General features: G+C 31.6%; 20 protein-coding genes. 10 read left to right on the top strand and 10 right to left on the bottom strand.

Annotated features, from left to right (window positions below; all coding sequences use genetic code 11):
• Positions 1-12: 12 nt before the first annotated feature.
• Positions 13-591 carry a non-canonical purine NTP diphosphatase gene (locus tag ES044_RS10770; RefSeq protein WP_147119818.1) on the bottom strand — a complete coding sequence of 193 codons (579 nt, stop codon included), beginning with the start codon at positions 589-591 and terminating at the stop codon, positions 13-15.
• A gap of 319 nt (positions 592-910) precedes the next feature.
• Here ES044_RS10770 and ES044_RS10765 point away from each other — a divergent pair, with 319 nt between their 5' ends.
• Positions 911-1,636 (top strand): hypothetical protein, encoded by a 726-nt coding sequence (locus ES044_RS10765; RefSeq protein WP_147119817.1) that lies wholly within the window; start codon positions 911-913, stop codon positions 1,634-1,636.
• 103 nt (positions 1,637-1,739) lie between these two features.
• On the opposite strand, the gene rlmH is transcribed toward ES044_RS10765, so the two are convergent.
• A complete protein-coding gene (gene rlmH, locus ES044_RS10760) occupies positions 1,740-2,213 on the bottom strand; it encodes a 23S rRNA (pseudouridine(1915)-N(3))-methyltransferase RlmH (RefSeq protein ID WP_147119816.1) in 474 nt (157 codons plus the stop codon).
• A gap of 286 nt (positions 2,214-2,499) precedes the next feature.
• On the opposite strand from rlmH, the gene nadC reads away from it, so the two are divergent.
• The 7 genes from nadC (at position 2,500) to ES044_RS10725 (ending at position 13,207) form a co-directional block, all read left to right on the top strand.
• Positions 2,500-3,360 (top strand): carboxylating nicotinate-nucleotide diphosphorylase, encoded by an 861-nt coding sequence (gene nadC / locus ES044_RS10755; RefSeq protein WP_147119815.1) that lies wholly within the window; start codon positions 2,500-2,502, stop codon positions 3,358-3,360.
• Between the two features lie 38 nt (positions 3,361-3,398).
• Entirely contained in the window at positions 3,399-3,968 is a 570-nt protein-coding gene (locus ES044_RS10750; RefSeq protein WP_147119814.1) for a pentapeptide repeat-containing protein, read from the top strand.
• Positions 3,965-4,435, top strand: coding sequence for a hypothetical protein (locus tag ES044_RS10745; protein ID WP_147119813.1), 471 nt, complete (start codon positions 3,965-3,967; stop codon positions 4,433-4,435). Before ES044_RS10750 ends, ES044_RS10745 begins: the two co-directional genes overlap by 4 nt.
• Positions 4,436-4,463: 28 nt before the next feature.
• Positions 4,464-5,399, top strand: a complete 936-nt coding sequence (locus tag ES044_RS10740; protein WP_147119812.1) for a YihY/virulence factor BrkB family protein — start codon at positions 4,464-4,466, stop codon at positions 5,397-5,399.
• A 290-nt stretch (positions 5,400-5,689) separates the two neighbouring features.
• A complete protein-coding gene (hisS, locus tag ES044_RS10735) occupies positions 5,690-7,054 on the top strand; it encodes a histidine--tRNA ligase (RefSeq protein WP_147119811.1) in 1,365 nt (454 codons plus the stop codon).
• Between the two features lie 250 nt (positions 7,055-7,304).
• A complete protein-coding gene (gene folE / locus ES044_RS10730) occupies positions 7,305-7,994 on the top strand; it encodes a GTP cyclohydrolase I FolE (RefSeq protein WP_147119810.1) in 690 nt (229 codons plus the stop codon).
• Positions 7,995-8,443: 449 nt separating this feature from the next.
• A complete protein-coding gene (locus tag ES044_RS10725; RefSeq protein WP_147119809.1) occupies positions 8,444-13,207 on the top strand; it encodes a glycosyl hydrolase in 4,764 nt (1,587 codons plus the stop codon).
• 738 nt (positions 13,208-13,945) lie between these two features.
• Here the strand turns inward: ES044_RS10725 and secA are convergent.
• The 5 genes from secA to hutI form a co-directional block, all read right to left on the bottom strand.
• Positions 13,946-17,287, bottom strand: coding sequence for a preprotein translocase subunit SecA (gene secA / locus ES044_RS10720; protein ID WP_147119808.1), 3,342 nt, complete (start codon positions 17,285-17,287; stop codon positions 13,946-13,948).
• 142 nt (positions 17,288-17,429) lie between these two features.
• Positions 17,430-17,651, bottom strand: coding sequence for a DUF2795 domain-containing protein (locus ES044_RS10715; RefSeq protein WP_018942163.1), 222 nt, complete (start codon positions 17,649-17,651; stop codon positions 17,430-17,432).
• Between the two features lie 166 nt (positions 17,652-17,817).
• Positions 17,818-18,393, bottom strand: a complete 576-nt coding sequence (locus ES044_RS10710) for a cob(I)yrinic acid a,c-diamide adenosyltransferase (protein WP_147119807.1) — start codon at positions 18,391-18,393, stop codon at positions 17,818-17,820.
• Positions 18,394-18,497: 104 nt separating this feature from the next.
• On the bottom strand, positions 18,498-18,992 hold the full coding sequence (locus ES044_RS10705) for a hypothetical protein (RefSeq protein ID WP_147119806.1): 495 nt from the start codon (positions 18,990-18,992) through the stop codon (positions 18,498-18,500).
• Positions 18,992-20,227, bottom strand: a complete 1,236-nt coding sequence (gene hutI, locus ES044_RS10700; protein WP_147119805.1) for an imidazolonepropionase — start codon at positions 20,225-20,227, stop codon at positions 18,992-18,994. Before hutI ends, ES044_RS10705 begins: the two co-directional genes overlap by 1 nt.
• Before the next feature lie 212 nt (positions 20,228-20,439).
• Here hutI and ES044_RS10695 point away from each other — a divergent pair, with 212 nt between their 5' ends.
• Positions 20,440-20,949 carry a DinB family protein gene (locus ES044_RS10695; RefSeq protein WP_147119804.1) on the top strand — a complete coding sequence of 170 codons (510 nt, stop codon included), beginning with the start codon at positions 20,440-20,442 and terminating at the stop codon, positions 20,947-20,949.
• A 25-nt stretch (positions 20,950-20,974) separates the two neighbouring features.
• Entirely contained in the window at positions 20,975-21,202 is a 228-nt protein-coding gene (locus ES044_RS10690; RefSeq protein WP_147119828.1) for a hypothetical protein, read from the top strand.
• A 347-nt stretch (positions 21,203-21,549) separates the two neighbouring features.
• Here the strand turns inward: ES044_RS10690 and ES044_RS10685 are convergent, their stop codons facing one another.
• From ES044_RS10685 to ES044_RS10675, 3 genes are all read right to left on the bottom strand, one after another.
• Positions 21,550-21,894: a hypothetical protein gene (locus ES044_RS10685; RefSeq protein ID WP_147119803.1), complete on the bottom strand. Its 345-nt coding sequence runs from the start codon at positions 21,892-21,894 to the stop codon at positions 21,550-21,552.
• Positions 21,895-22,421: 527 nt separating this feature from the next.
• Positions 22,422-24,650, bottom strand: coding sequence for a TonB-dependent receptor (locus ES044_RS10680; protein ID WP_147119802.1), 2,229 nt, complete (start codon positions 24,648-24,650; stop codon positions 22,422-22,424).
• A 19-nt stretch (positions 24,651-24,669) separates the two neighbouring features.
• Positions 24,670-25,965, bottom strand: a complete 1,296-nt coding sequence (locus ES044_RS10675; protein ID WP_147119801.1) for a tetratricopeptide repeat protein — start codon at positions 25,963-25,965, stop codon at positions 24,670-24,672.
• Between the last annotated feature and the right edge of the window lie 39 nt (positions 25,966-26,004).

Raw genomic sequence — 26,004 nt, 5'->3', positions numbered from 1 at the left:
GGTCTGAATTACTTATTTATAATTTGATAAAAATTCAACTAACTTCTGAATCGCAATTCCGCGATGAGATATTTTATTTTTTTCATCAGCAGTCATTTCTGCAAAAGATTGATGAAATCCATGCGGTTTAAAAATAGGATCGTATCCAAAACCTTGGTTGCCTTGTTTTTTGGTTAAGATTTCGCCTTTGCAAACCCCCTCAAATAAATATTGATTTTTATCTATATTAAGACAAACAGCTGTTCTAATTTGTGCTTTTCTATTGTCTTTATGCGCTAATTCGGTTAGTATTTTTTGAATGTTGTTTTCAGAATTGGCAGGTTCGCCAGCATAACGGGCAGAATATACTCCTGGTTTTCCGTTTAAACTTTCTATTTCTAAACCGGTATCATCTGCAAAACAATTGTAGCCAAATTTTTGGGTAATATAATCCGCTTTTAACTTTGCATTTCCTTCTAAAGTGGGCTCGGTTTCTGCTACTTCTTCAAAACAATGAATGTCTTTTAAACTCAATATTTCTATAGCGTCTGATAACATTTTTTGTACTTCTTTCAATTTGTGTAGGTTGTTGGTTGCGAAGACGAGTTTCATTTAAAAAGAATTGAATTTGCGCAAATATACTCAATTTATAAATGAATATTTCTGTACAAATCCGAAGAAAAAATAAAATAAAGTGTATAAATTGCAAAAACTATAAAACGCCAAAAAGACTATGATCAGTGCTTTGTCGTTTAAATGTCGGGTTAAAAAAGGCTAAAATAATTTGTAAACTTAATTTTGAGAACTAACATTGTATCGAAAATCAAAAACAACATATTATGAAACAGTCAAAATTAGGAAAAAAAATTGAGCGTTAAGAAAATTAAAAGGTTTTACACAAGAAGAATTAGTTGCACAACGCAATATTAATGTGCGAACTATACAACGAATTGAAGCCAGAGAAGTAAACCCTAGAAGTTACACCGTTAAAATTATTTTGGAAGTTTTAGTAGAAGATTTCAAAAATATGCAAACCTATTCGAGTTTAGAAGTTGCCGAAATTAATTGGACAACAAACGAGCTAAAAACTTTAAATAAGAGCTGGATGATTGGTGTTTTATATACTGTAATTACGCTGATTGGTATTTTAATGGAGCCCTATTTTGCAACGAATAACACACCTACTATTTGGCTGTTCGCTTTTAGAATACCCTATGCTATTCTCTTTTTTCTAACAGTATTTCCTCTTGTAAACGGTTATAAGTTAATGGCTAAAAACTTTAAAAATGGCTTCTTAACTTATGCAATATACATGTATATAAGAGTTGCCATTTGTATGACAATTATTACTTTTTTTATAAAAGGTTCTAGTTTTTCGAATGCTTTAGAAATAGTGTTGAGCGTATTTTCTATGATAATTTTCGGAGTAGGAGCGTGTATGATGGGATTGGGTATTTTAAAGATAAAAGAAAATTTAGATTCTTTTGCGCAAGGAATTGGCATTATAAAAATTGTAAACGGCTCCTTATTATTAACCGTAATTTTTTCGCCTATTGCCTTATTTTTTGTGATTCCAATATTAATTTTAGAAGTAGTTTTCTTACATAATACTTTTAAAACCGCCGAAAACGCCATTATTAATAGTAGTAATCTTTAAAAAAGGCGTTTTAAGTTTTAAGGAGGATGAGTTTTCCATAAAGATTTCCTTTTTCGAGTTTATTTTGAGCGGAGTTGAAATGGCACGGATAGGCTGCGGCTTTTTATTCATGATGATACGGTTCATTCTTTAAAATAGTAAAACCTCTATACAATTGCTCAACAACAAACAATCGAATCATTTGATGCGAAAAGGTCATTTTTGACAACGATATTTTTCCGGTGGCTTTTTTGTAAACTGCATCAGAAAATCCGTAAGGTCCGCCAATTACCAAAACCAATTGCTTAATACCAGCATTCATCTTTTTTTGCAAGTATTTAGAAAACTCTAAAGAGGTAAAATGTTTTCCCTTATCATCTAGCAAAATTAATTGATCTGTGTTTTGCAGTTTGGCTAAAATTAATTCGCCTTCTTTTTCTTTTTGCTGAACTTCACTTAAATTCTTTACATTTTTGATATCTGAAATAATCTCTAACTCAAACTTTATATAATGTTTTAGACGATTTTGATATTCCTCAATTAACAGAATTAAGTTTTTATTGTCGGTTTTTCCGATGGCAAGTAATTTAATTTTCATTTTTCAAAATTACAAATTATGTATTCAAAAAATAGCGCGATACAAAATTCTTGAAAAAATAATTTCACTTGATGAGACATTTCTGAAGTGGTCTGAAGTTAGCGTAAAAAATAGTGTCACTTCGAGTGATTTCGCTTTTCGCGAAATTGTATTAAGAAGTTTTTTGTACAATTCTTGAAATTAGTGTATGAATCCCAAACAAATTGATCAGTTTTAAACATAAATTCAATAGAACCAACAAAAAGTTCAAAATCATTGTTATTTTTACAGCAGAATTTAAAGAAATATGATATCGAAAGAACAATTTGACAAAGAATTAGTGTTAATTATCAAAAACGCTATTAGAGAAGATATTGGTGATGGCGATCATACATCCCTTTCTTGTATTCCTGCGGATGCAAAAGGAAAAGCAAAATTACTAGTAAAAGACGACGGAATTATTGCCGGAGTAGCATTTGCAAAACAAGTTTTTTCTTATGTTGATAAAGATTTAGAAGTTGAAACTTTTATAAATGATGGCGAAAAAGTAAAATATGGTGATATTGTTTTTCATGTTTCAGGCAAATCGCAATCTATTTTAATGGCAGAGCGTTTGGTTTTAAATGCGATGCAAAGAATGAGCGCCATTGCCACAAAAACCGCTTTTTTTGCTGATTTATTAAAAGGAACCAAAACAAAAGTGTTAGATACTAGAAAAACAACACCCGGAATTAGAGCACTAGAAAAATGGGCTGTAAAAATAGGAGGCGGAGAAAATCATCGATTTGCGTTGTATGATATGGTAATGATTAAAGACAATCACATCGATTTTGCTGGCGGAATTACCCAGGCAATTACAAAAACAAAAAAGTATTTGGCAGATAAAAAATTAGATATTAAAATTATTGTAGAAGCTAGAAGCTTAGAAGAAATTAAAGAAATTCTTGCTAATGAGGGCGTTTATAGAGTTTTAATCGATAACTTTAATTATGAAGATACTAGAAAAGCAGTTGCTTTAATTGGTGCTATTTGTTTGACAGAATCATCTGGCGGTATTAACGAAGAAACCATCAGAAAATATGCAGAATGCGGGGTAGACTATATTTCATCTGGTGCATTAACGCATTCGGTGCATAATTTAGATTTGAGTTTAAAAGCGATTGATTAATTTAATTTCGGGCCAAGCGTGGTTTACCACAATATAATATGAATACTTATTTTGATAGCGAAGAATACTCAAAAATTGATTTCACAACAACTAAAATAAAAAAAGGCGAATATGATAATTGTACGTTTTCAAACTGTAATTTTGAAAATATTCATGCCTCTAATATTCAATTTGTAGAATGTGATTTTATCGATTGTAATTTTAGCAATACCGTTGTAAAGGATGTCGCTTTTAAGGACGTGCGTTTTATTAATTGTAAAATGATAGGAGTGAAATTTAATGAAGTAAATCCGTTTTTATTACAGATGAGTTTTAAGGAGTGTCAATTGAGTTTTTCCTCATTTTATCAATTAAAAATTGCAAATACAAAATTTATCAAATGTAATTTAGAAGAAGTAGATTTTACCGAAACGGTTGCTATGAATTGTAGTTTTGACAATTCTAATTTAATAGGAACAATTTTTGATGCTACCAATTTAGAAAAATCAGATTTCAGAACAGCTTTTAATTTTAATATCAATCCGCAGCATAATCGGTTAAAAAACGCAAAGTTTAGTAGAAATACAATAGACGGACTTTTATCAAACTATAAAATTATCATTGAATGAAAAAATTACATTTTTGCTTTTTAGCACTCGCTTTATTAATGATTTCATGTTCAGGAAATCAAAATGATATTGCAATTTATGGTTATGAATTAGGTGATAGAACAATTCAACAATTAAAATTAAACATCAAACTAACAGATCAAGAAGTTAATTTTGAATATACACACAAAAAAGATATCCTAAAAAGCATCAATTTAAAATACCAAGTTCAAGAAGATCTTGTAATTATTGATAGCGATACTTTTACAAAAATTAAGAATAGCTATCAACTAAAGACTTTTGTGTATGAAATGTATCAAATCAAAAAAAATAAAGACAGTATTAAAACATTAGTATTCAGCCCAGATTTGGGTCTTTTAGCAACGTTAGGTATTGGTTCAGATTGTGTTTTTTTAGAAGATTCTATTGCGCCAAACGCAAAAGAATTTATTTTTAAGGAGTTGTATATCAATTTAAATATTGAATAGATTTGCCTTTTGAGAACAAAAACGGTTTATGAGTAAAGAAATAGAAGACAAACTAAAAAAGATACCAATTGTAAATATTTTGGTAAGATTCGGGAAAAAGATAAAAGTTCCTGGCTTAGGGGGGATGTCTTTATATGACGTTTTAGAAATGTATATTAATGGCATAATAAAAGGTGCTTTAACCACGAGAGCGGGCGGAATTGCCTACAGTTTTTTCATGGCAATTTTTCCGTTTTTATTATTTATACTTACATTAATTCCGTTTGTACCCTTTAATGGTGCTCAAGAAGGGTTACTTTCATTAATAGCAGATGTATTGCCACCAGATACTTTTGATGCCGTAGATTCAGTTCTGTTAGATATTATTAAAAATCAATATGGTGGTTTACTATCTTTTGGTTTTATAGGGTCTATTTTTTTAATGACAAATGGTGTAAATGCTATTTTTGGCGGCTTTGAATATTCTTATCATATCAAAGAGGTAAGAAGTGCAATTAGATCTTATTTTATAGCCATGTTGGTTTCTATTGTGCTCGTCTTGTTTTTATTAGTTACCATTGTTTTAATTATTTTTTTCGAACTTATTTTTCAAGACTTTGTTAGTTTTGGCTGGTTAGCAGATAACTTAATTTGGGTGCAGTTAAGTCGTAGTTTTATTTTTCTAATGATGATTTTTACAACAGTTTCTATGTTGTATCATTACGGAACAAAAGAAGGAAAACATTCTAAATTCTTTTCAGCAGGAGCTATCTTTACAACAGTTTTATCAATTTTAACGTTTTACTTATTTGGTTATTATATCACAGAATTTGCTAAATATAACGAGTTGTACGGATCTATTGGTACACTTTTAATTTTGATGTTATTTATTTGGTTAAACGCAATTATTCTTCTTTTAGGTTTTGAATTGAATGCTTCTATTTACTCTTTAAGAAAACAAAATAAAAGTGACACAACCGCATAAAAATTATAACTTTTAACGATATTTGCCAACGAAGTTGAATTTAATGTTTTACTGTTGTAAACTATTAAATATTTCATTTAATTAATCATTCCGAATACTATTAAAATCAACCTATATTTTGGTTCAAAGTAGTTCATAAATTGAATGAGCGTAATCTCATTTGTTTTGAATGAATTAAAAAAAAGTATAAGTTTCATCACATACACATAGAGCACAAAGCCTATTTACGGTGTGTTTATGGGGTGATTTTTTAAAATATCGTCAAAAACCAAAAATTAAAACCTAGTTTAATGAAACCAAGTATTCCAAAAGGAACAAGAGATTTTTCGCCAATAGAAGTAGCAAATCGAATGTATATTATCAACACGATTAAAACTTCTTTTGAAACCTTCGGATTTCAGCCAATTGAAACACCAAGTTTCGAAAATTCAGCAACCTTAATGGGTAAATATGGTGAAGAAGGAGATCGATTAATTTTTAAAATTTTAAATTCTGGAGATTATTTAGCCAAGGCTGATGAACAATTATTGTTAGAAAAAGACAGTATAAAAGTTACGTCTCAAATATCAGAAAAAGCATTGCGGTATGACCTTACCGTTCCTTTTGCACGATATGTTGTACAACATCAAAATGAAATCACCTTTCCTTTTAAACGCTATCAAATTCAGCCAGTTTGGCGGGCAGATAGGCCGCAAAAAGGTCGTTTTAGAGAGTTTTTTCAATGTGATGCAGATGTTGTGGGTAGCAAGTCTTTATGGCAAGAAGTAGAGTTTATTCAATTATATGATACCGTTTTTACCAATTTAGGTTTAGCCGGAGCCAGCATTAAAATAAACAATAGAAAAATATTATCTGGAATTGCAGAAGTTATTGGCGCACAAGAAAAGTTAATCGATTTTACTGTGGCATTAGATAAGTTAGATAAAATTGGTCAAGAAAAAGTAGAAGCTGAAATGATTTTGAAAGGAATCACAACAGAAGCGATTGAAAAAGTACAACCCTTATTTTCTTTTACAGGCTCTAATTTAGAAAAGTTAGCCTCTTTAGAAACGATGTTACAAACATCTGAAGAAGGAAAAAAAGGCGTTGAAGAATTACGTTTTGTGATCAATGCGGTTAAAGAATTAGGTTTAAAATCTGCGGATGTAGAAGTAGATGTAACTTTGGCAAGAGGTTTAAATTATTATACAGGCGCAATTTTTGAGGTTGCTGCACCAAAAGGTGTAAAAATGGGCTCTATTGGCGGCGGCGGAAGATATGACGATTTAACTGGTATTTTTGGAATGCCAGATGTTTCTGGTGTTGGCGTTTCCTTCGGATTGGATAGAATTTATTTAGTTTTAGAAGAATTGGGCTTGTTTAAAACAGTCGATTTACCAAAACCAAAAGTACTGTTTGTTAATTTTGGTGAAACAGAAGCCATGTATTGCATGAAAGCAATTTCTGCATTAAGAGCACAAAATATAAAATCAGAATTATTTCCTGATGATGCAAAGATGAAGAAACAAATGAATTACGCCAACAAGCGCGAAATTGAATTTGTAGTACTCGTTGGTTCTCAAGAAATGGAAAAACAAGAATTTACGCTAAAAAACATGATTTCTGGCGAGCAAACAACCTGTTCTTTAGTAGAATTGGTAGCAAAATTGACATAGTTTTTGAGCTGTTTATAGTGCTAAAGAGTACTTTACATTCATCAAAATTTAAAGGAATACGTTAAAAAAGGGAGTTGTAATAAACCAAATAAAGAGATTGCGATGCGTTAATTAGTCATTAGAATATTACACGAAATTAGCCTCAAGGGCAGGTATTGTTGTTAAAATTATTATAAGATCGTTATAATCGATATAAAAGTTAAAATAATACGTTGCAAACCCTTAAATTTGCAACTTAATTTTTATTGAAATGTTTGAATTGACCGGCAAAATGAATGACGAAAGATTAGAAGAAATAGGAGAGAATCATGTAGGAACTTCTGCAAAAACTCCATTAAGAGCAGACGCTTTTGATATTTCTGACGAAGAAAAAATAGAGAGAATACAAGAAAGTGTTAAAGATATTTTAATCACTTTAGGAATGGATTTAACAGATGACAGTCTACAAGGAACTCCAAAAAGAGTTGCCAAAGCATTTGTGAATGAAATATTTATGGGATTGAATCCTAAAAATATGCCAAAGGCTTCTACGTTTGACAATAATTATAATTATGGTGAAATGTTGGTAGAAAAAAACATTGTTGTGTATTCTACCTGCGAGCATCATTTATTACCAATTATTGGCAGAGCACACGTTGCTTATATTTCTGATGGTAAAGTAATCGGTTTGTCTAAAATGAATAGAATTGTAGAATACTTTGCAAAAAGACCACAAGTTCAAGAAAGGTTAACCATGCAAGTTGTACAAGCTATGCAAGAAGCTTTAGGCGTGCAAGATGTTGCTTGTGTTATTGATGCAAAACATTTATGCGTAAATTCTAGGGGAATAAAAGATATAGAAAGTTCTACTGTTACCGCAGAGTTTGGTGGTAAATTTAAAGAAAAAGATACAAAAAGAGAATTTTTAGATTATCTAAAATTAGATACTACTTTTGATTAGATCTGAACTAATTTTAGATTATTAAAATATTAAAAAACCGTTTAGAATTTTTCTAAACGGTTTTTTTGTTCGTAAATTATTGTGTGGAATGCTCACCGCATGACAAGTTTAACGGATTTCTTTGGTGTATTTTTTGCGTTGAGTTTCATTTTCTTTTGTTTCATTTGATGTATTTCCATTTTATGCTTTTTAACTCCCATGCAGCTTGTTTTGCTGAAAGCATTAAAAAAAAGCAAGAGATATTTATTCATATACAGTATAGATGTAAGCGTCTCAAGAAATAATAAGAATGCACTAAAAGGTCATCTTAAATAAAAATATATTTATAAATATTTATGGTTCATGTTGTTCTCATTTTGCACAAAAATAGAGTTTGTATTGTTTTTGTATGGTTCGTTAATTACAATTCAAATCTATTATTTAGTAATTTTAGGCTTTAAACCAAATTCATGCAAAAAAATATAATTTATCGTTCAAAAAATATATTATTTCTTTTCTCCCTATTAATAACCTTATCAACTTCTGCACAAACAACACAAGTTGGCAGCGGTAGTTATACCAATTCACATCCTGGGTTTGATGCCGCTGGTAGAAATGGCTTTCCTTCAGGTGCTCCACAATTAAGCGGAAACGCCGTTGGTAAACCTGTACCCACAAATGATTGGTGGTCTAAATTGATTAAAGAAAATCATGCAGATAATTTATTTAATTATCCGATGACGATGAAAACCACAAATACAGGTTTAATTGTTACCTATATCCCTTGGGGAGTAATCGGAGATTCTGCACCAATTGAAGTTGGTTTAACAGGTTTAAATACAACTAAAACTACTGTTTCCGATTATACAGATTGGACGATGACCATGAATTGGAAAGATAGCAATCATGAGTTAAAAGCGACTTCTGGTATCGGAATGCCTTTTTTATATTTCGAGAAAGAAGCCGATGATATTGTTCAAATTAAAGTGAATTCTGGTTCTGCTAGTATTTTAAATGAAATTTTAACGGTAGAAAATGCTGCAGGTGGCGCAGATTTTGCTTTTTATGCACCTTCGGGAAGTACTTGGGTACGAGCAGGAACTGTTTTTACATCAACCTTAAATGGTAAAGACTATTGGTCTATGGCAATGCTACCACAAAATACGAGTAATGTTGCTGCTACGGTTCAGGATTTAAAGAAATATGCGTATGTTTTTCCTAAAAACACATCAACTGCATGGAGTTATAATGAAACAACTTCAAAAGTTACTACAACTTTTACAGTAGACACAGACGTAAAAGAAGGCACAAATTCTAATATGTTATTGGGTTTATTACCACATCAATGGTATCATTTAACATCGAACTCACCAACACCAAATACCCATGCATATACTTCTGTAAGAGGAGATTTAAAAATGTTAGACGGAAATAATTTTACGGTAGAGAATACGTATAAAGGCATTTTACCAACAATCCCGTATTTAGCAAATTACAGTGCAGGTTTTAGTCCGGCTGATCTAGATACTAAAATTTCTCAAATAGAAAATGATGGTTTAGCAACCTGGACAGATTCTTACAACGAAGGCCAAGTAATGAATCGTTTGATCCAAACAGCAAGAATTGCCAATCAAACAGGAGATTTTGAAGCAAGAGATAAAATGATCGCTACGGTAAAAGAACGCTTGGAAGATTGGTTAACGCATGAGTCTGGTGAAGTAGCTTTCTTATTTTATTATAATGATGCTTGGTCAGCGTTGTTGGGCTATCCTGCGGGTCACGGACAAGATAATAACCTAAATGATCACCATTTTCATTGGGGGTATTTTATTCATGCTGCGGCTTTTATGGAGCAATTTGAACCCGGTTGGGCATCAAAATGGGGAGACATGATTAATATTTTAATTAGGGATGCTGCTTCTTATGATAGAAACGATGCACAATTTCCGTTTTTAAGAAACTTTAGTCCGTATGCAGGTCACAGTTGGGCAAATGGTTTTGCAACTTTTCCGCAAGGAAATGATCAAGAATCAACATCAGAAAGCATGCAGTTTGCATCTTCATTAATTCATTGGGGTACAATTACAGAAAATAAAACTATTAGAGATTTAGGAATATATATTTATACCACAGAACAAACAGCGGTAGAAGAGTATTGGTTTGATGTGTATGAACGAAATTTTAAGCCAAATCAGCAATATAGTTTAGTCTCAAGAGTTTGGGGGAATTCTTATGACAATGGTACCTTTTGGACGGCAGATATTGCGGCTTCTTATGGTATTGAAATGTATCCTATTCATGGTGGTTCTTTTTATTTAGGCCACCATCAAGAATATTCTAAAAAACTTTGGTCAGAAATTACAAGGAATACTGGCGTTTTAAGTAGAGAGGATAACGATAACTTATGGCACGATACGTATTGGAAATATTTATCATTTACCAATCCGCAGGAAGCTGTTAATTTATACAATGCCTATCCAGAAAGAAATTTAAAGTTTGGTATTTCTGATGCGCAAACTTATCATTGGTTGCATGGCGTCAATGCAATGGGTATTGTAGATGCATCAATCACAGCCAATTATCCTATTGCTGTCGTTTTTAAGCAAAATGGAGAAAGCACTTACGTGGCACATAATTATTCAGATTCAGAAATTGTGGTTGCCTTTTCTGACGGATTTCAATTAACAGTGCCTGCCAATCAAATGAAAACGAGCAGAGATATAGCGGTTTCTGGTGTTTTATCTGCAGATTTTAAGCAGGCTTTTCCTAACGGAAGTGTAAATTTAATGGCGTCGATAACAGGAAACGGAATTACAAAAGTAGAATTTTTTGATGGTGCTACTTCGATTGGTGAAGCTACAGCAGCTCCTTATCAACTAAAAGCAACGAATCTTACTTTAGGAGTTCATGGTTTTTATGCAAAAGTATTTGTGAATGACCAGTTTAATGTCACAAATATTGTGAATGTTCAAGTTGGTGAACAAGTGCCATATTCAGGAACTGCAATTTCTATCCCGGGAATCATTGAGCCAGGTTTTTATGATCAATTTGAAGGAGGAAAAGGACAGAATATAACGTATGTTGATAATTCTATTGGAAATAATGGCGATTTTAGAACGCAAGAAAATGTAGATGCGATTTCTTTAAATGGAGAAGGTGCAACGGTGGGTTGGACTGGAGCTGGGGAATGGTTGGAATATACAATTGATGTCCAAACCGCTGGTGTTTATGATGTAAGTTTTAGAGCTGCATCTGGTAATGCTAGTGGAGGCGGTCCTTTTTATTTCGAAATAGAAGGAAAAAAAGTGAGTCCAAGTATTTCAGTTCCAAGTTCTGGTGATTGGGAAAATTGGATCACAAATAGTGCTTCGGATATTGAATTAACAAAAGGCAAACACGTTTTACGATTGTTTATTGAAAGCGGAGAATTTAATTTAGGAAACATGACGTTTTCTTATAAAAGCGCTTTAAGTTTTGTGCCGCCTGTTGCAAATGCAGGAGAAAATGTGACCGTAATTTTACCCAATACAACAGCGCCTTTAAATGGTTCTTTAAGTAATGATGAAGAAGGAGAGCCAATTACGTATACTTGGGAACAGGTTTACGGGCCTACAATTATAATTTTTGATGACACAACCGCAGCTTCACCCAACATTTCTAATCTTGAAGATGGCGTTTATAAATGTAAATTAACAGTGAGTGATGGTACTTATTCTTCTTTTGATGAAGTTTTAATTTTAGTTTCTGCAGAAGGAAATTTAAGTCCTTCTATTTCGATAACCTCCCCGAATAATGGTGCTGCCTTTAAAGAAGGTGAAGTCATTAGCATCACAACAATAGCAAACGATTTAGATGGTACCATAGTGCTTGTAGAATTTTTTGATGGTGCTACAAAAATAGGGGAAGATACAAGCGCCCCTTTTAGCTTTAATTGGAGTGATGCAATTTTAGGAAACCATGAAATTACTGCAATAGCAGCAGATAATGTGGGTGCAAAAACAACTTCTGAAACGGTGAATGTTATAATTTCTGAAGAAAAGTCTTGTGCTGAAATCTCTACAGAAGCACAACAAGGGAGTTTTTCTAACGGATATGAGGTGAATTTCGAAACGATAGGAACCAATGTAACTATAACATTTAAATTATTAGATACAAACAAGGCAGGCGTTGTTGCTTACTTATGGAAACAATCTCCTTTCTCTGAAACATCAATGGACCAAATTGATGCTTTCACTTTTGCTAAAACGATTAGTGGTTTTACAATAGGAGAAACGATTAATTACGCCTGTAAATTTGCGTATTCAGGGGGTTTAGCAGCAACTAAATATTTTAGTTATGAAGTAGGAAGTAGTTGTACAGGTAGTAGTTCTGATACAACAGCACCAGAAAATTTTGCGGCTTCTACTGGAAATACTACGGCATCGAGCGTCGAAATTTTACTAAATGCTACAGATGATTCTGGCAAGGTAAGCTATGTTATTTCTTATGGAAATACCACAGAAACTGTAAATGGAGATTCAGGGGTTCAAAAGTCATATATTGTGAACGGTTTAACTTCAGAAACATCTTATTCTTTCTCGGTTATAGCCAAAGATTTATCTGGAAATGTTGCTTTAAATAATCCTATTATACTAGAAGCTAAAACTTTGTCGAATTCTAATTCTGAATGTTCAGGTACAGAAAGTGATGCTACGCAAGGAGACTTTTTAGCAGGTTATACGTATAATTTTGTAACCAACGGGTCTAATGTTACCATTACGTTTGAGTTGTTAGATACTGATAAATCTGATGTTGATGCGTATTTATGGAGACAATCACCATTTGCAGAAACATCGATGAGCGCTGTATCCGGAAAAAAGTTTTCCCAAACAATTAGTGGGGTGAAAAACGGACAAACGATTAGTTATGCTTGTAAATTTGCTTTTGCTGGTGGTTTAGCGGTGACAAAATATTTTTCGTACACAGTAGGAAATACTTGTGCCTTGAGTATTGAAAATGCTATTTTAAAGCAATCTGTTCGTTTATATCCAAACCCAACACAAAGTATCTTAAATTTAAGATCACCCATAAAAACAATTACGAAAGTCGAAATTTATTCAGTTATCGGAAAAAAGGTTCTTGAGTTCAATAGAAATTTAGAAATAGTAAGTATCGAAGAGTTATCAATTGGTTTGTATTTGATTAAAATTTCTTCGGATGAAGCGAGTTACACCACTAAATTTATCAAAGAATAAAATTAAAAATTGTAGGCTGAAAATTGCATTCAGTTTGTTACGATGCAAACGTCTCAATTATTTATAGTCAGATTATAAAGATTCTTGCAGAATGGTAAATTTTGTGGAAACACTTTTAACAAATAAACCCCATTAAGTTTGTTACGATGCAAGCGTCTGAATTATTTATAAATAGCTTCTAAAGATTCTTGTAGAATGATAAACTGTATGGAAATACTTTTATTCAAATTTTGAGTGAATATATGTTATTTAGTTTATCATGTTTTAAACAACTGTATTATAGGTAAATAGAAAAAAAATATTGCAGAATAACAAATTATGTGGAATTACTGTAATACAAAATTTTAACAAATAAACCCATCAAGTTTGTTACGATGCAAGCGTCTCAATTATTTATAGTCAAATTATAAAGATTCTTGCAGAATGGTAAATATTGTAGAATCACTTTTATCAAAATTTTAACCAATAAACCCAACAAGTTTGTCACGCTGTAAGCGTCTCAATTAGTAGTGATAAGTGTTCATGGATTCTTTTGAGTGCGAAAACTTATAGAATTATTTGCGTACAATTTCATTCAGTTTGTAGCGTTTAAGTGCTTTAAAGATATGTTGAGCACATAAATAAAAATCCGATTAGAAATTAATTTCTAATCGGATTTTTAATGATTTCAACTTGTCAGTTCGGGTGATTTTTCTTTTTCGAAAAATTGTATCGAGAACTTTTTTGATGACGCTTGCTTTATTTGTTTACTAAAACAAATTCACCTTTTTCTATTAAAGGAATGGCTTGTTTAAATTTCACTTCTTTTTCTTCGCCACTCATAACGTTCTTAATGGTAACACGCTCGTTTCTGCCAATTTTTGGTTGTTCTCTTACAATGGTTTCAACAGGTTCAGAATCTTGTTTACGAGAGTTTTTAATTGCTTGTTCCGTAGAGTTTTGAACATCAGCTTTGCTCGCATTTAAACGCTCTCTTTTAGTATTTCTAGCTTCAGAAATCTGATTTCTATCTTGTGCAGGTAATTCTCCTTTAAATAAGAATGATAAAACTTCTTTATTAATTTCATCAACTGTTTTCTTAAACAATTCAAAAGCTTCAAACTTATAAATTAATAAAGGATCTTTTTGCTCATAAGAAGCATTTTGAACAGACTGTTTTAACTCGTCCATTTTACGCAAATGCTCTTTCCAGTTTTCATCAATAATTGCTAAAGTGATGTTTTTCTCAAAATCTGTCACCAAACTTTTACCTTCACTTTCGTACGCCTCTTTTAAGTTGGTAACAACTTGTAAAGATTTACTACCATCTGTAAACGGAACAACAATTCTTTCGTAACGATCACCTTCATTTTCGAAAACATCTTTAATCACCGGAAACGCTAAAACTGCATTTCTTTCAATTTTGTTTTTATAATGTTCGGTAACAAGATCATATAATTTATCTGTAATATCTTTTTCAGGCATTTTCTCAAATTCGTCTTTCGAAAAAGGAGAGCTCATTGAAGAGAATTTAATCAATTCGAATTCAAAAGTCTGAAAATCTTTGGCAGCTTTATTTGCATTAATGATCGATTCACAAGTATCAAAAATCATATTGGCAATATCAACTTGTAAACGCTTACCGTCTAGCGCATTACGCCTTCTCTTATAAACAAACTCACGCTGAGCGTTCATAATATCATCATATTCTAACAGACGCTTTCTAATTCCGAAGTTATTTTCTTCAACCTTTTTTTGCGCTCTTTCAATAGACTTCGAGATCATAGAATGCTGAATTACTTCACCTTCTTTTAAGCCCATTCTATCCATCATTTTGGCAATTCTATCAGAACCGAACAAACGCATTAAATTATCATCTAAAGCTACGTAAAACTGTGTAGAACCAACATCACCTTGTCTACCAGCACGCCCTCTTAATTGTCTATCAACCCTTCTAGAATCGTGTCTTTCTGTACCAATAATTGCCAAACCACCCGCTTTTTTTACTTCGGAAGATAATTTAATATCCGTACCACGACCTGCCATGTTTGTTGCAATCGTAACGATACCAGATTTACCTGCCTGCGCCACTACATCTGCTTCACGTTTATGTAATTTTGCATTCAAAATATTATGAGGAATTTTACGCATTTGTAACATTCTACCTAATAATTCTGAAATTTCTACAGAAGTTGTTCCTACTAAAACAGGGCGCTCTTCTGCGACTAATTTTACAATATCATCTATAACTGCATTGTATTTTTCGCGGGCAGTTTTATACACTAAATCTTCTTTATCGTCTCTTTGAATTGGTTTATTAGTCGGAATTTCTACAACATCTAATTTGTAGATTTCCCATAATTCACCCGCTTCTGTAACTGCAGTTCCTGTCATTCCAGAAAGTTTGCGATACATTCTAAAGTAATTCTGTAACGTTACCGTGGCAAAAGTTTGCGTTGCATCTTCAATTTTACAATTTTCTTTTGCTTCAATTGCTTGATGCAAACCATCAGAATAACGACGACCATCCATGATACGACCCGTTTGTTCATCAACAATCATTACTTTATTATCCATTACCACATACTCAACATCTTTTTCAAACACAGTGTATGCTTTTAAAAGTTGATTCATGGTATGAATACGTTCACTTTTGATGCTAAAATCGTTGTATAATTCTTCTTTTTGAGAAGCTTTTTCTTCTTTTGTACCTTCTACAGCATCAATTTCGCCAATTTTTACACCAATATCTGGTAATACAAAAAAGCTATCATTATTTGTTTTGTCTGATAAATGAGCAATTCCTTTATCTGTTAAATCAATCTGATTATTTTTTTCTTCAACAACAAACCAAAGATCCTCATCGATTTCTGGCATCAACTTGTTGTTGTCTGCCATATAGGTGTTTTCGGTTTTTTGTAAAATTTGCTTGATACCTTCTAGCGATAAAAACTTAATTAACGCTTTGTTTTTGGGCAAACCTCTGTAAACTCTCAATAATAAGAAACCACCATCTTTCGTGTTTCCATCTGCCAATAACTTTTTAGCTTCTGCCAAAACACTTATTAAATGCTGTTTTTGAAGTGAAACAATATCAGCAACTAAAGGTTTTAATTCGGTAAACTCATGTCTGTCTCCTTGCGGTACAGGGCCAGAAATAATTAGCGGTGTTCTTGCATCATCAATTAAAACTGAATCTACCTCATCAATAATCGCATAATTTGGGGGTCTTTGCACCAAATCATCTTTAGAACTTGCCATATTATCACGCAAATAATCGAAACCAAATTCGTTATTTGTTCCGTAGGTAATATCTGCATTGTAGGCTTTTCTTCGGGCGTCAGAATTTGGTTGATGGTAATCAATACAATCTGTTGATAAACCATGAAACTCAAAAATTGGTCCCATCCAAGCCTTATCACGTTTTGCCAAATAATCATTTACTGTAACTAAATGCACACCATTGCCGGTTAAAGCATTCAAGTAAACAGGCAAGGTAGACACCAACGTTTTTCCTTCACCCGTCATCATTTCAGCAATTTTACCTTGGTGTAAAACAGAACCACCAATTAGCTGAACATCGTAATGAACCATGTCCCAAGTAACAGGTTTCCCTGCTGCATCCCAAGAATTTGCCCAATATGCTTTGTCGTTTTCTAACGAAACATTATCTCTTTCTGCAGAAAGTTCTCTATCAAAAGCAGATGCGGTCACTTCAATTTCTTTGTTTTCTACAAAACGTTTTGCGGTTTCTTTTACCACGGCATAAGCCTCTGGCATAATCTTTAATAAAGTTTCTTCAGATATTTTATAAGATTCATCTTTTAAAGCATCAATTTCAGTGTAAATATCTTCTTGCCTATCAATATCAGCACCTTTTGCTTCAATTTCTAGAGCTTCTATTTTATCATTAAACGTTTTTAAAGCCGTATTAATAATCGCTTTAAACTCTTGTGTTTTTGCTCTTAACTCGTCATGAGAAAGCTTTGCAACGGCAGCTTCAAATTTTCTAACGTCTTCTACAACAGGTTGTAAAGTTTTTAAATCTTTTTGCTGTTTATCACCTACAAAAAGTTTAATTACTGAATTTAAAATATTCATTCTATATAAGTTTTATCAACTAAAATTAGCTGTATTATTTGGTTGTAAATCAATTTATTATCAATTGTGTAAAAGCATTTTTTTTGGCAAACAAAAACAAAAAAAAAGCCTCTTTAGAGACTTTTATATTTGATTAATTTGTTTAATATTCATCCTCATTCCAAAGATAATCATCTTCTGTAGGATAATCTGGCCAAATTTCAACAATTGAATCGTACGCATCACCTTCATCTTCTATATCCTGTAGATTTTCTACTACTTCTAAAGGAGCTCCAGTTCTAATAGCGTAATCTATTAATTCGTCTTTGGTTGCTGGCCAAGGTGCGTCTGCTAAATAAGATGCTAATTCTAATGTCCAATACATTTCTTAATGTTTAATTTTGTGCAAAAATAATTTTTTTACGCAATTATGCAAGTCTTTTTTTAGAAATTTACATCGAAGATCTTACTTTTTTTTATAACCTTCATTAAATGAGTAATTTAGGTTGATAAAAATTTTGTAATTTCTTCAAAATCGATAAATAAAGAACTTAACTATTTTTTTTAGGAATCCACTTGATTTCCTCTACTGACAAGTCTAAAGTCAATTTTCGTGCCAACACAAAGAGATAGTCAGAAAGGCGGTTTAAGTATTTTAAAACATTCTCGTTTAAAGGTTCTTCGTCATTTAACTCTACAGATAAACGTTCTGCACGTCTGCAAACACATCTTGCAACGTGACAAAATGACACTGCTTGATGGCCTCCTGGTAATATGAAATGAGTCATTTGCGGAAGAACTTCATCCATTTTATCAATTTCATTTTCTAAAAAAAGAATAGAATCATCATCTATTTTAGGAATATTTAACCGCTCTTTTCCGTTTTTTAAGGTTTCTTTTTCTGGCGGAGTTGCCAACATAGCGCCTAAAGTGAATAATTCATTCTGAATTTTTAGTAAAGATATTTTTGCTTCTTTGCTTATTTCTTGGTCTTTTATCAAACCAATATAAGAGTTTAATTCATCTACAGTTCCGTAACTTTCTATGCGCGAATTGTATTTTTTTACTCTTGTGCCACCAAATAAAGCTGTTGTGCCGTTATCGCCTGTTTTTGTATATATTTTCATGCTAAAAAGTTCAAGTTTTAAATTTTTAAAAATCAAAGTTACGAAGATTGAGTTTTGTATCGTTACAGGTTCGCATAATTTAACAGTTTTAAAAGAATATCATTTTAAGTTCTTATTTTAAAATGTTCTTTTGCTTGCTTTTTTCTGAAGAAAATTAAACCAAAATAAAATAAATCTATCGTTACTGTTGCTTCTTGTAATTGTGTAATTTGTATCCAACTTTTTTCTGACGAAGTATTTTGATGAATAGCTCTGATAACAACAAAACTATTGGGATATTGTTTGCTTACGTTAATTATTATATTTTCTTCTAAATAGTTAAAGTACAGTAAATTGATCTCTTTGTTTAAGCGGGCGCTCTCGTTTTTTAAATTTGTAAGTATGGCCGTAGGTTTAATGTATTTTATAATTTTTTTTAAAATTTTCTCTTCTTTTTTAGAAAGAGCTTCATCAAAATTAAAGTCTTTTAATTTGATGTTTATATTCCCTTTTTTGTACAAACCTTTTGTCACAAAATTATACACAAACGGAGAATGAACTCCATGTTGATTTGAAGCGTTTAGTAAGAATTTAAAATATGAAAAGATTCTAAAAAGCATTAAAATTTATTTCCACGAATATACACTTCATCAATTAAATTAGAGCCAAAACTATAGGGTAAAAATCCATAAGAAGGTATTTTTTTAGTGATGATAAAATTGGCTAATTTACCTTTTGTAATACTCCCAACTTTTTGAGATAAATTCATGGCAAAAGCGCCATTAATTGTTGCGGCATTGATTGCTTCTTCTGGCGTCATTTTCATTTTTATACAGGCTGCAGCTACAACAAAATTCATGTTTCCAGAAGGTGTTGAACCTGGGTTGTAATCTGTGGCCAAAGCCAATGGTAAATCGGCGTCAATTATTTTTCTGGCTGGCGTATACGGGATCCCCAAGAAAAAAGAACAGGAGGGAAGCGCAACCGGCATGGTTTCTGAATCTTTTAAACTGTCTAAATCTACATCACTTAAAACTTCTAAATGATCTACAGACAAAGCATTGTTTTTTGTTGAAATTTGAATGCCGCCAATGGAGTTAAACTGATTTACATGTACTTTAGGAATTAAGTTGTACTTTTTTCCTGCGGATAAAATCCGATCTGTTTCAGCTACCGAAAAATATCCTTTTTCACAAAAAACATCTATAAAATCGGCTAAATTTTCTTCGGCTATTTTTGGCAGCATTTCATCAGTAATCAAAGCAATATAGCCTTCTTTGTTGTTTTTAAATTCTTTAGGAATTGCATGTGCGCCTAAAAAAGTAGCTTTTATAGGAATGTTATAATTTTTTTTGAGCTTTTTAATAACTCGTAACATTTTTAATTCAGCGTTAACCGTTAAACCATAACCCGATTTTATTTCGATAGCGCCGGTTCCTAGTGCAATTACCTCTTCTAATCTTTTTGCAGATTGCTGGTATAATTCATTCTCTGATGTTTCTTGCAATTTTTTAGCAGAATTTAAAATTCCGCCTCCATTATTTGCAACTTCTTCGTAGGATAGACCGTTTATTCTATCCACAAATTCTTGTTCTCTATTGCCTGCAAAAACAAGATGTGTATGAGAGTCGCACCAAGTTGGTAAAATTATTTGACCGCTGCAATCTATCGTTTCATCAACAGAAAATGTAGGCCTATTTTTCATCAACCCAAAATCTTTAATAAGATCATTTTCTATGCATAAAAAAGCATTTTTAATCGTTGGTAAAATACTCATTTCTTTACCACAAACTTTTAAAGTAGCTGCATCTCTAACTTGAAGAAGTTCTTTAATGTTGATGAATAATTTTGTCATAAAAAAATAAATTAAAAAGATGTAGGGAGACCCTATAAAGAGGTTTTAATTAAAATTGTTATTTTGTAAAAGCGAAAACTATAAACATAGATTTTGTTTTAAAATATAAATTAAAAAAAAATAATTTATATTTTACTATTTAAACGGTTCGTATAATTTCTTCTAAAAAAATCTTTATTTTCGCAAGAACAAACATACATAAATCTATTGATATGATTCCAAAAAACGAATATGCTCCGTATTTTGAACAATACATTCAGCTTGCTACAAATAATAATGATACTATTTACGACGCATTAAGAAGTTCTCAAAAAGAGTTTGAAGGTTTTTTAAGGTTTATACCAAAAGAGAAAGGAGATTTTGCTTACGAAGAAGGAAAATGGACTTTAAAAGAATTGATACAGCATATTATAGATACAGAGCGTATTTTTTGCTTTAGAGCATTATCGTTTGCAAGAAACGATTCAACTTCTTTACCAGGGTTTGATCATGATCTTTTTGCAGATAATTCTGCAGCAAACTCAAGAGATTATTATGATATGCTAGATGAAATGGAGATTGTAAGAGATGGTACAATTGCACTTTTTACGAGTTTTTCTGATGAAGCTTTGTTACGAATAGGAGAAGCTTCTGGAAACAAAATATCTGTGAGAGCTTTTGGATATTTATTTTGTGGCCATCAATTACATCATTTAAACATTGTTAAGGAAAGATATTTGTAAATTTGCCAAAAACTAATTTTATATGATGACTTTACCCAAATTTTTATTGGCAGATAATAGCAAATATCCAGAAGATATTTTTGTTTTGCATACAGAATTTCCGCGTTTTATGATCAATCTAAAAGATGATCAGATAGAATGGTTTGAAGATTTAACAGGTGAAAGTGAAGAGGATATTGCAACAGAATTAGCAGATTTAATGGACAAGGCCGGTGAGTTTTACGACGAAGAGATGAAACAATACGAAGATTAGTATAAAAAATGCCCAAGTTAGTTTTAAAACTAATCTTGGGCAGCAACCAACCAACCCGTTTCAGTAAAACTCAATTTTTAAAAACGACGAATTCATGTATTTAAAATTGATAGTTAAAGTAAATCTGATTTTCAGCAAAAACTTGAGTTTTAAAATAAAATTTGCCGCTAGTTGAAAATAGTGGCGATGCTTAAAAATTTTTGATTCCAATGCTTTACAATGTATATTATTTTGGAATTGATTGCAAAGCTATGAGCTGTTAGATAAAAAATAGACAGCAATACAAACCTAAACTACAGTCGAAAAATTTACATTATCTTAGACATAAATAGGTTTAATTTCTGTTTTTATTCCATATTTATTTTTAAAGGCATTTTGTAAATTTCTCCTTTAAAAGTTCCTCTTACTTTTATTTTTTTGTAGTTTAATTTATTTTTTATATAAGCTCCTAACTCATTTACGTTAGAATTTACGGAAAGAATTACAATTTCGTTTTTAGCATTAATTACAAAAGAAACTTCTGCAGAACTTGTTTTTGTTAGTACAATCGGAATTTTATCTCCCAACATAGAAATAATTTCTGTTCTTAATTTTTTAGTGATTTTTAAGGACTCTTTTTCGGCAGCAGCTGTAGAAAAAGTTGTGGCTAAACTAATTGCAATAATGGTAATTACGGACGCTAATTTTCTCATAATAAATGTTTTATATTGTTTGTTATATATGAAAAAGACGCCCGACATTTAAAAACGTTTCAATGAAATTAGATTTTAATATTTTCTTAACACTATTTAACTGCAATTATAAAAGGATCATTAGGTATGAAGAAATTTTAAGTGATCATTAAGAAGAAGGTATTTATACCGTTAAATTAACCTTGTTACGGTTTGTGTGTAAAATTTTAAAGTAAAAGAAGCGTACACCTAAATATTTTCGGACAGGAAGCGTTCTTTTTAAGGTTATGAAACTAAATAATAATAAGTAAAGAAGTATTTTGTGTAAGAAATAGTTTTTTGCAAGGAGAATAATACCACTAATTTGTATGCATAAAGAAACCTGTTACATCACTGCAACAGGCTTCTTATCCAACTAAAAACTAACCAAACTATGTTTTTACATACTACTGAATCTTGTTCAGTATGATTTTTTTTTTACTTTATTATTACTTCAATTGATACTGAATCAAGTTCAGTTTTAATTTCCTTTCATTCCATTCAGGAAATTAAAACTGATACGTTATTGTTGCTTTGGCAAATAATGGAGTACCCGGCGTAAAATGTATTTCTTCTATTGAGCTTACTTCATTTTGCAATCTACTTTCTGTCGCAAATTGTGTTTCGTTCCAAGAAAGGTTAAAAATATTTTCTACAGAAACACCAAAGTTGATGTCTTTCATTTTATAATTGATATTCAAATCGCTAACTAAATATCCATCGGCAACAATACTATTGTCTTCGTTTGCCGGCCTGTCTGCCAAATATCGATACCTAAATCCTCCTGAAAAATTCCCTACATCACTAAAAGAGATCCCTCCAGACATTGTAAAACTTGGTGCTAACGGAATGTAATTTTTCCCTTCAATATTTTCTAAACTTCTTGCTTTTGTTAAAGTTGCATCGGTGTCAAAGAAGAGTTGATCAGATAATTGATACCTTAATCCGAAATCTAGTCCATAACGTTCTGATTCTCCAGAGGGTTCAACAATACCAGCATCACCGACATACACAAATTCTTCTTCGGATAATAAATACCAAATGGCAGTGTTTAAAACTAGATTTTTGGTTGGTTTCCAGATATTTCCGAAATCTAAACCATAGGCTCTTGGTAAAATTTTATCAGCATTTTCTTGTAAAACTACTCTTGCGTCATTAGAATGAAAACCAATCCCTGATTTTAGAAACCATTGTAAATTATCATTTTGTGCGTATAAAAAGTTTAATTTCGGATTTATAATTGCTTTTGATTTACTTAACGTTTCATACGTTGTACTTAAGTTATCATTGTATAAAAACTTAAAATAATCGAGACGAACTGCTGGCGAAATTTTAAATTTTCCTATTTCAAATTCCGAATTAAAAAAAGCATATAAATTCGTTTGTTTTACATCGCCAAATTGGATTCTAGCTAACAATTCTTTTCTGTTTTTCGTTCTTGATAATTGATTGTCAGCAATTAAATCATACCGTAAACCTATTCCTTTGGTAAACTTTGCTTCTACATTTTCATATTTTTTAGTATTGATAATTTTGGCGTTCATTCCGAAAATATCTCTGTCTTCAATTTGTCTTATTTGGTCTCCGTTTATAGCATCTTCTAAAAAAAATGTAAAGTTTGAAAACAATTCAAAATCATATTTTGAGTAAAAGGCATTTGCTTTAAAAGTAGCATTGTCAGATAAGGTTTTATTTAATTGTACGTTAATATTTGATCTTGACGTGTACCCACCTTCGGTAGCATCAATTGCTCCAAATCGTGTAATATTTCCGTTTTCTACTGCTCTTTCAGGTATTTGACCAGAAGCATCCCAGCTGCTTGTAAAATGCGATGCTGTAAGAGTCAATTTATCTTTTCCGTTTAAAAACGTATTGTATTTTGCAAATAAATTTAATCTATTAAAGTTTTGTGGCGATTCAAAAGGTCCGTCCGTTTCTATATATTCAACCGCAACATAGGCGTCATCATTTTTAGAATTTTCTAGTAGATTAAACATTCCAACGGTTCTTATCGAATTAAAATCTCCATAACTCACAGAAATCATGTTTTTTTGAAGCCTCGTTTTGGTAGAGAAATCTACATATCCTGCGGTGTTAAAATCGCCTTGATTTACATAATACGGTCCTTTGCCAAAATCTATTTTATTAATGGTTTCTGGAATTACGAAATGCAAATCAGAATATCCTTGACCATGCGCATGAGACACCATGTTTATCGGCATTCCGTCTACAGAAAGAGTAATATCAGTTCCGTGATCGATGTCAAAACCTCTTAAAAACAACTGTTCTGCTTTCCCTCCACCTGCATGCTGCCCAATAAATAAACCTGGTACTTTTCTTAAAATTTCTTGTGAATTGTTTACAGGATTTAATTGTAAATCTACTCTTGCAATCGTTTGTAAAGCATTTATTTCTTTTCTTAAAACCAATTCTTCTAATTGAAATACTTTGGTTTCTAATGTGATGGTAATTCCGTTTTTTAAATGCCCTTTTGTTATTTGTACGGTTATTTTACCATAGCCCAAAATACTTACTTCTATTGAATTCTTTACGGCGGTATTTTCTAGGATAAAACTCCCGTTTTCATTAGTGTGTGTATGAGTGTTAACACTTGTATTTACGACATATACATTCTCTAAAGGTTCCTTAAAAGAGTTTAAAACACGCCCTTTTAATTCTTGACCAAACGATTGTAAGCTGAAAGCAATAAGAACAAATAGTATTGTATACTTTTTCATAATATGGTACTTAAATCGTTTATATATTTTTTATTTCTTGCTCTGAAGCTGGTCCTAATTCATAGATAGCTCCTAATAATTCTGCTTTAAGTTTTTGTGCTTCTTTTTGATTTCCGTTTGCTTTTAAAATATGAGCAGTGTGCAATAAAGCTTCTGGTTCAAAGGTTTTTCCGATTACGTGTTTTTTAGAAATTTCAAGTGCTTTTTCAATGCTTCCATTTTTGTAGTAAGACCAAGCTAATAAATCATAAGATTGCGCCGTTGGTCTTGCTGCTACTTCTTCTATTGCTATTTCTAAAGCTTTTAATTGATTAGCAGTATCATCAGCATATAATAAAATATTGTATTTTGCATACATAGCGCCGTAATTTTTATCATCAACTTTTGCTATGTATAATTTTGTTTGATTCTCTTTTTCTAGAGCATCACCCATAAAACCAGCAATTTTTGCTTTTAATAAATGATAGTCTGGCGCCGCATTTTCTCTCGTAACCGTTTCTAAAATTCTTAAGGCTTCTTTTGGGTTGCGTTCATAAGAATACACAATCCAAGCAATTCCTTTTTTTGCATAACTATTATTTGGGTTGATAGCTAGCGCATTTAAATACCCGTTGTAAGAATCATTAATTCTACCTGCATGACCATAATAATCCGCTAAATTGGTGTAATTCCATTGCATTAAATCTTGATTGTTAGATGATTTTGCAATTGCTAAAGCAGCTTCTAGATATTTAATAGCATTGTTTAAGTTACCAATATGATCGTTGTATTTAGAAACTCTAATTAGATAATCAAAATCTTTAAAGTTTTTTACTTTTGATAAATATTTCCCAACCTTACTCATGTTTCCGAGTTCTAAATGAACATCGATTAACATAAGGTGTGTCTGTTTTAATTTTTCTCCGTTATATTCTGCTTTTGTTAAAAGTTCTAAAGCTTCTTTAAAACGGTGTTGAGAAATATAATTAGATGCCAAACTTCTTAAATATCCAGCGCTATTATAATTGGTTTTTTGATTGGCAGCAAGTAAGTTTTTCTCTGCTTCTTTTAGGTTGTTAATCTCGCCAGAAAGCTTAAATATTTTTGAATTTGCTGAAGCTATTTTAGAGTGATAAGGATATTGGTTTGGTGTTTTTTGTAGTTTGGTTTCCCAAAAATTTACTTCTTTTTCTGCATTTTCTAAAGATTTATTTTTACTGGTATTTAAATATGCTCTGTAATCTTTTGTATTTGTTATTTGTTTGGTTTGGTCGTTATTGCAACTAATTGTGATAGAAAAAGTTACAAATACTAAAATAAGTTGGATGTATTTCATGATCTGTAGTTTTAAGTTTGATAGTGAATAGAAAATAAA

The organism is Polaribacter sp. IC066 (assembly GCF_007997085.1).
Classification (GTDB): Bacteria; Bacteroidota; Bacteroidia; order Flavobacteriales; family Flavobacteriaceae; genus Polaribacter.
This window is presented reverse-complemented; position numbering and strand designations above follow the sequence as displayed.

Excerpts from the sequence above, each read along its gene's own strand:
- folE (WP_147119810.1), top strand. The coding sequence starts at position 7,305 with ATGTTTGAATTGACCGGCAAAATGAATGACGAAAGATTAGAAGAAATA.
- ES044_RS10740 (WP_147119812.1), top strand. The coding sequence starts at position 4,464 with ATGAGTAAAGAAATAGAAGACAAACTAAAAAAGATACCAATTGTAAAT.
- ES044_RS10770 (WP_147119818.1), bottom strand. The coding sequence starts at position 591 with ATGAAACTCGTCTTCGCAACCAACAACCTACACAAATTGAAAGAAGTA.
- ES044_RS10680 (WP_147119802.1), bottom strand. The coding sequence starts at position 24,650 with ATGAAAAAGTATACAATACTATTTGTTCTTATTGCTTTCAGCTTACAA.
- ES044_RS10725 (WP_147119809.1), top strand. The coding sequence starts at position 8,444 with ATGCAAAAAAATATAATTTATCGTTCAAAAAATATATTATTTCTTTTC.
- ES044_RS10705 (WP_147119806.1), bottom strand. The coding sequence starts at position 18,992 with ATGCTTTTTAGAATCTTTTCATATTTTAAATTCTTACTAAACGCTTCA.
- ES044_RS10715 (WP_018942163.1), bottom strand. The coding sequence starts at position 17,651 with ATGTATTGGACATTAGAATTAGCATCTTATTTAGCAGACGCACCTTGG.
- hutI (WP_147119805.1), bottom strand. The coding sequence starts at position 20,227 with ATGACAAAATTATTCATCAACATTAAAGAACTTCTTCAAGTTAGAGAT.
- ES044_RS10690 (WP_147119828.1), top strand. The coding sequence starts at position 20,975 with ATGACTTTACCCAAATTTTTATTGGCAGATAATAGCAAATATCCAGAA.
- nadC (WP_147119815.1), top strand. The coding sequence starts at position 2,500 with ATGATATCGAAAGAACAATTTGACAAAGAATTAGTGTTAATTATCAAA.
- ES044_RS10675 (WP_147119801.1), bottom strand. The coding sequence starts at position 25,965 with ATGAAATACATCCAACTTATTTTAGTATTTGTAACTTTTTCTATCACA.
- ES044_RS10695 (WP_147119804.1), top strand. The coding sequence starts at position 20,440 with ATGATTCCAAAAAACGAATATGCTCCGTATTTTGAACAATACATTCAG.
- hisS (WP_147119811.1), top strand. The coding sequence starts at position 5,690 with ATGAAACCAAGTATTCCAAAAGGAACAAGAGATTTTTCGCCAATAGAA.
- rlmH (WP_147119816.1), bottom strand. The coding sequence starts at position 2,213 with ATGAAAATTAAATTACTTGCCATCGGAAAAACCGACAATAAAAACTTA.
- secA (WP_147119808.1), bottom strand. The coding sequence starts at position 17,287 with ATGAATATTTTAAATTCAGTAATTAAACTTTTTGTAGGTGATAAACAG.
- ES044_RS10750 (WP_147119814.1), top strand. The coding sequence starts at position 3,399 with ATGAATACTTATTTTGATAGCGAAGAATACTCAAAAATTGATTTCACA.
- ES044_RS10710 (WP_147119807.1), bottom strand. The coding sequence starts at position 18,393 with ATGAAAATATATACAAAAACAGGCGATAACGGCACAACAGCTTTATTT.
- ES044_RS10685 (WP_147119803.1), bottom strand. The coding sequence starts at position 21,894 with ATGAGAAAATTAGCGTCCGTAATTACCATTATTGCAATTAGTTTAGCC.
- ES044_RS10745 (WP_147119813.1), top strand. The coding sequence starts at position 3,965 with ATGAAAAAATTACATTTTTGCTTTTTAGCACTCGCTTTATTAATGATT.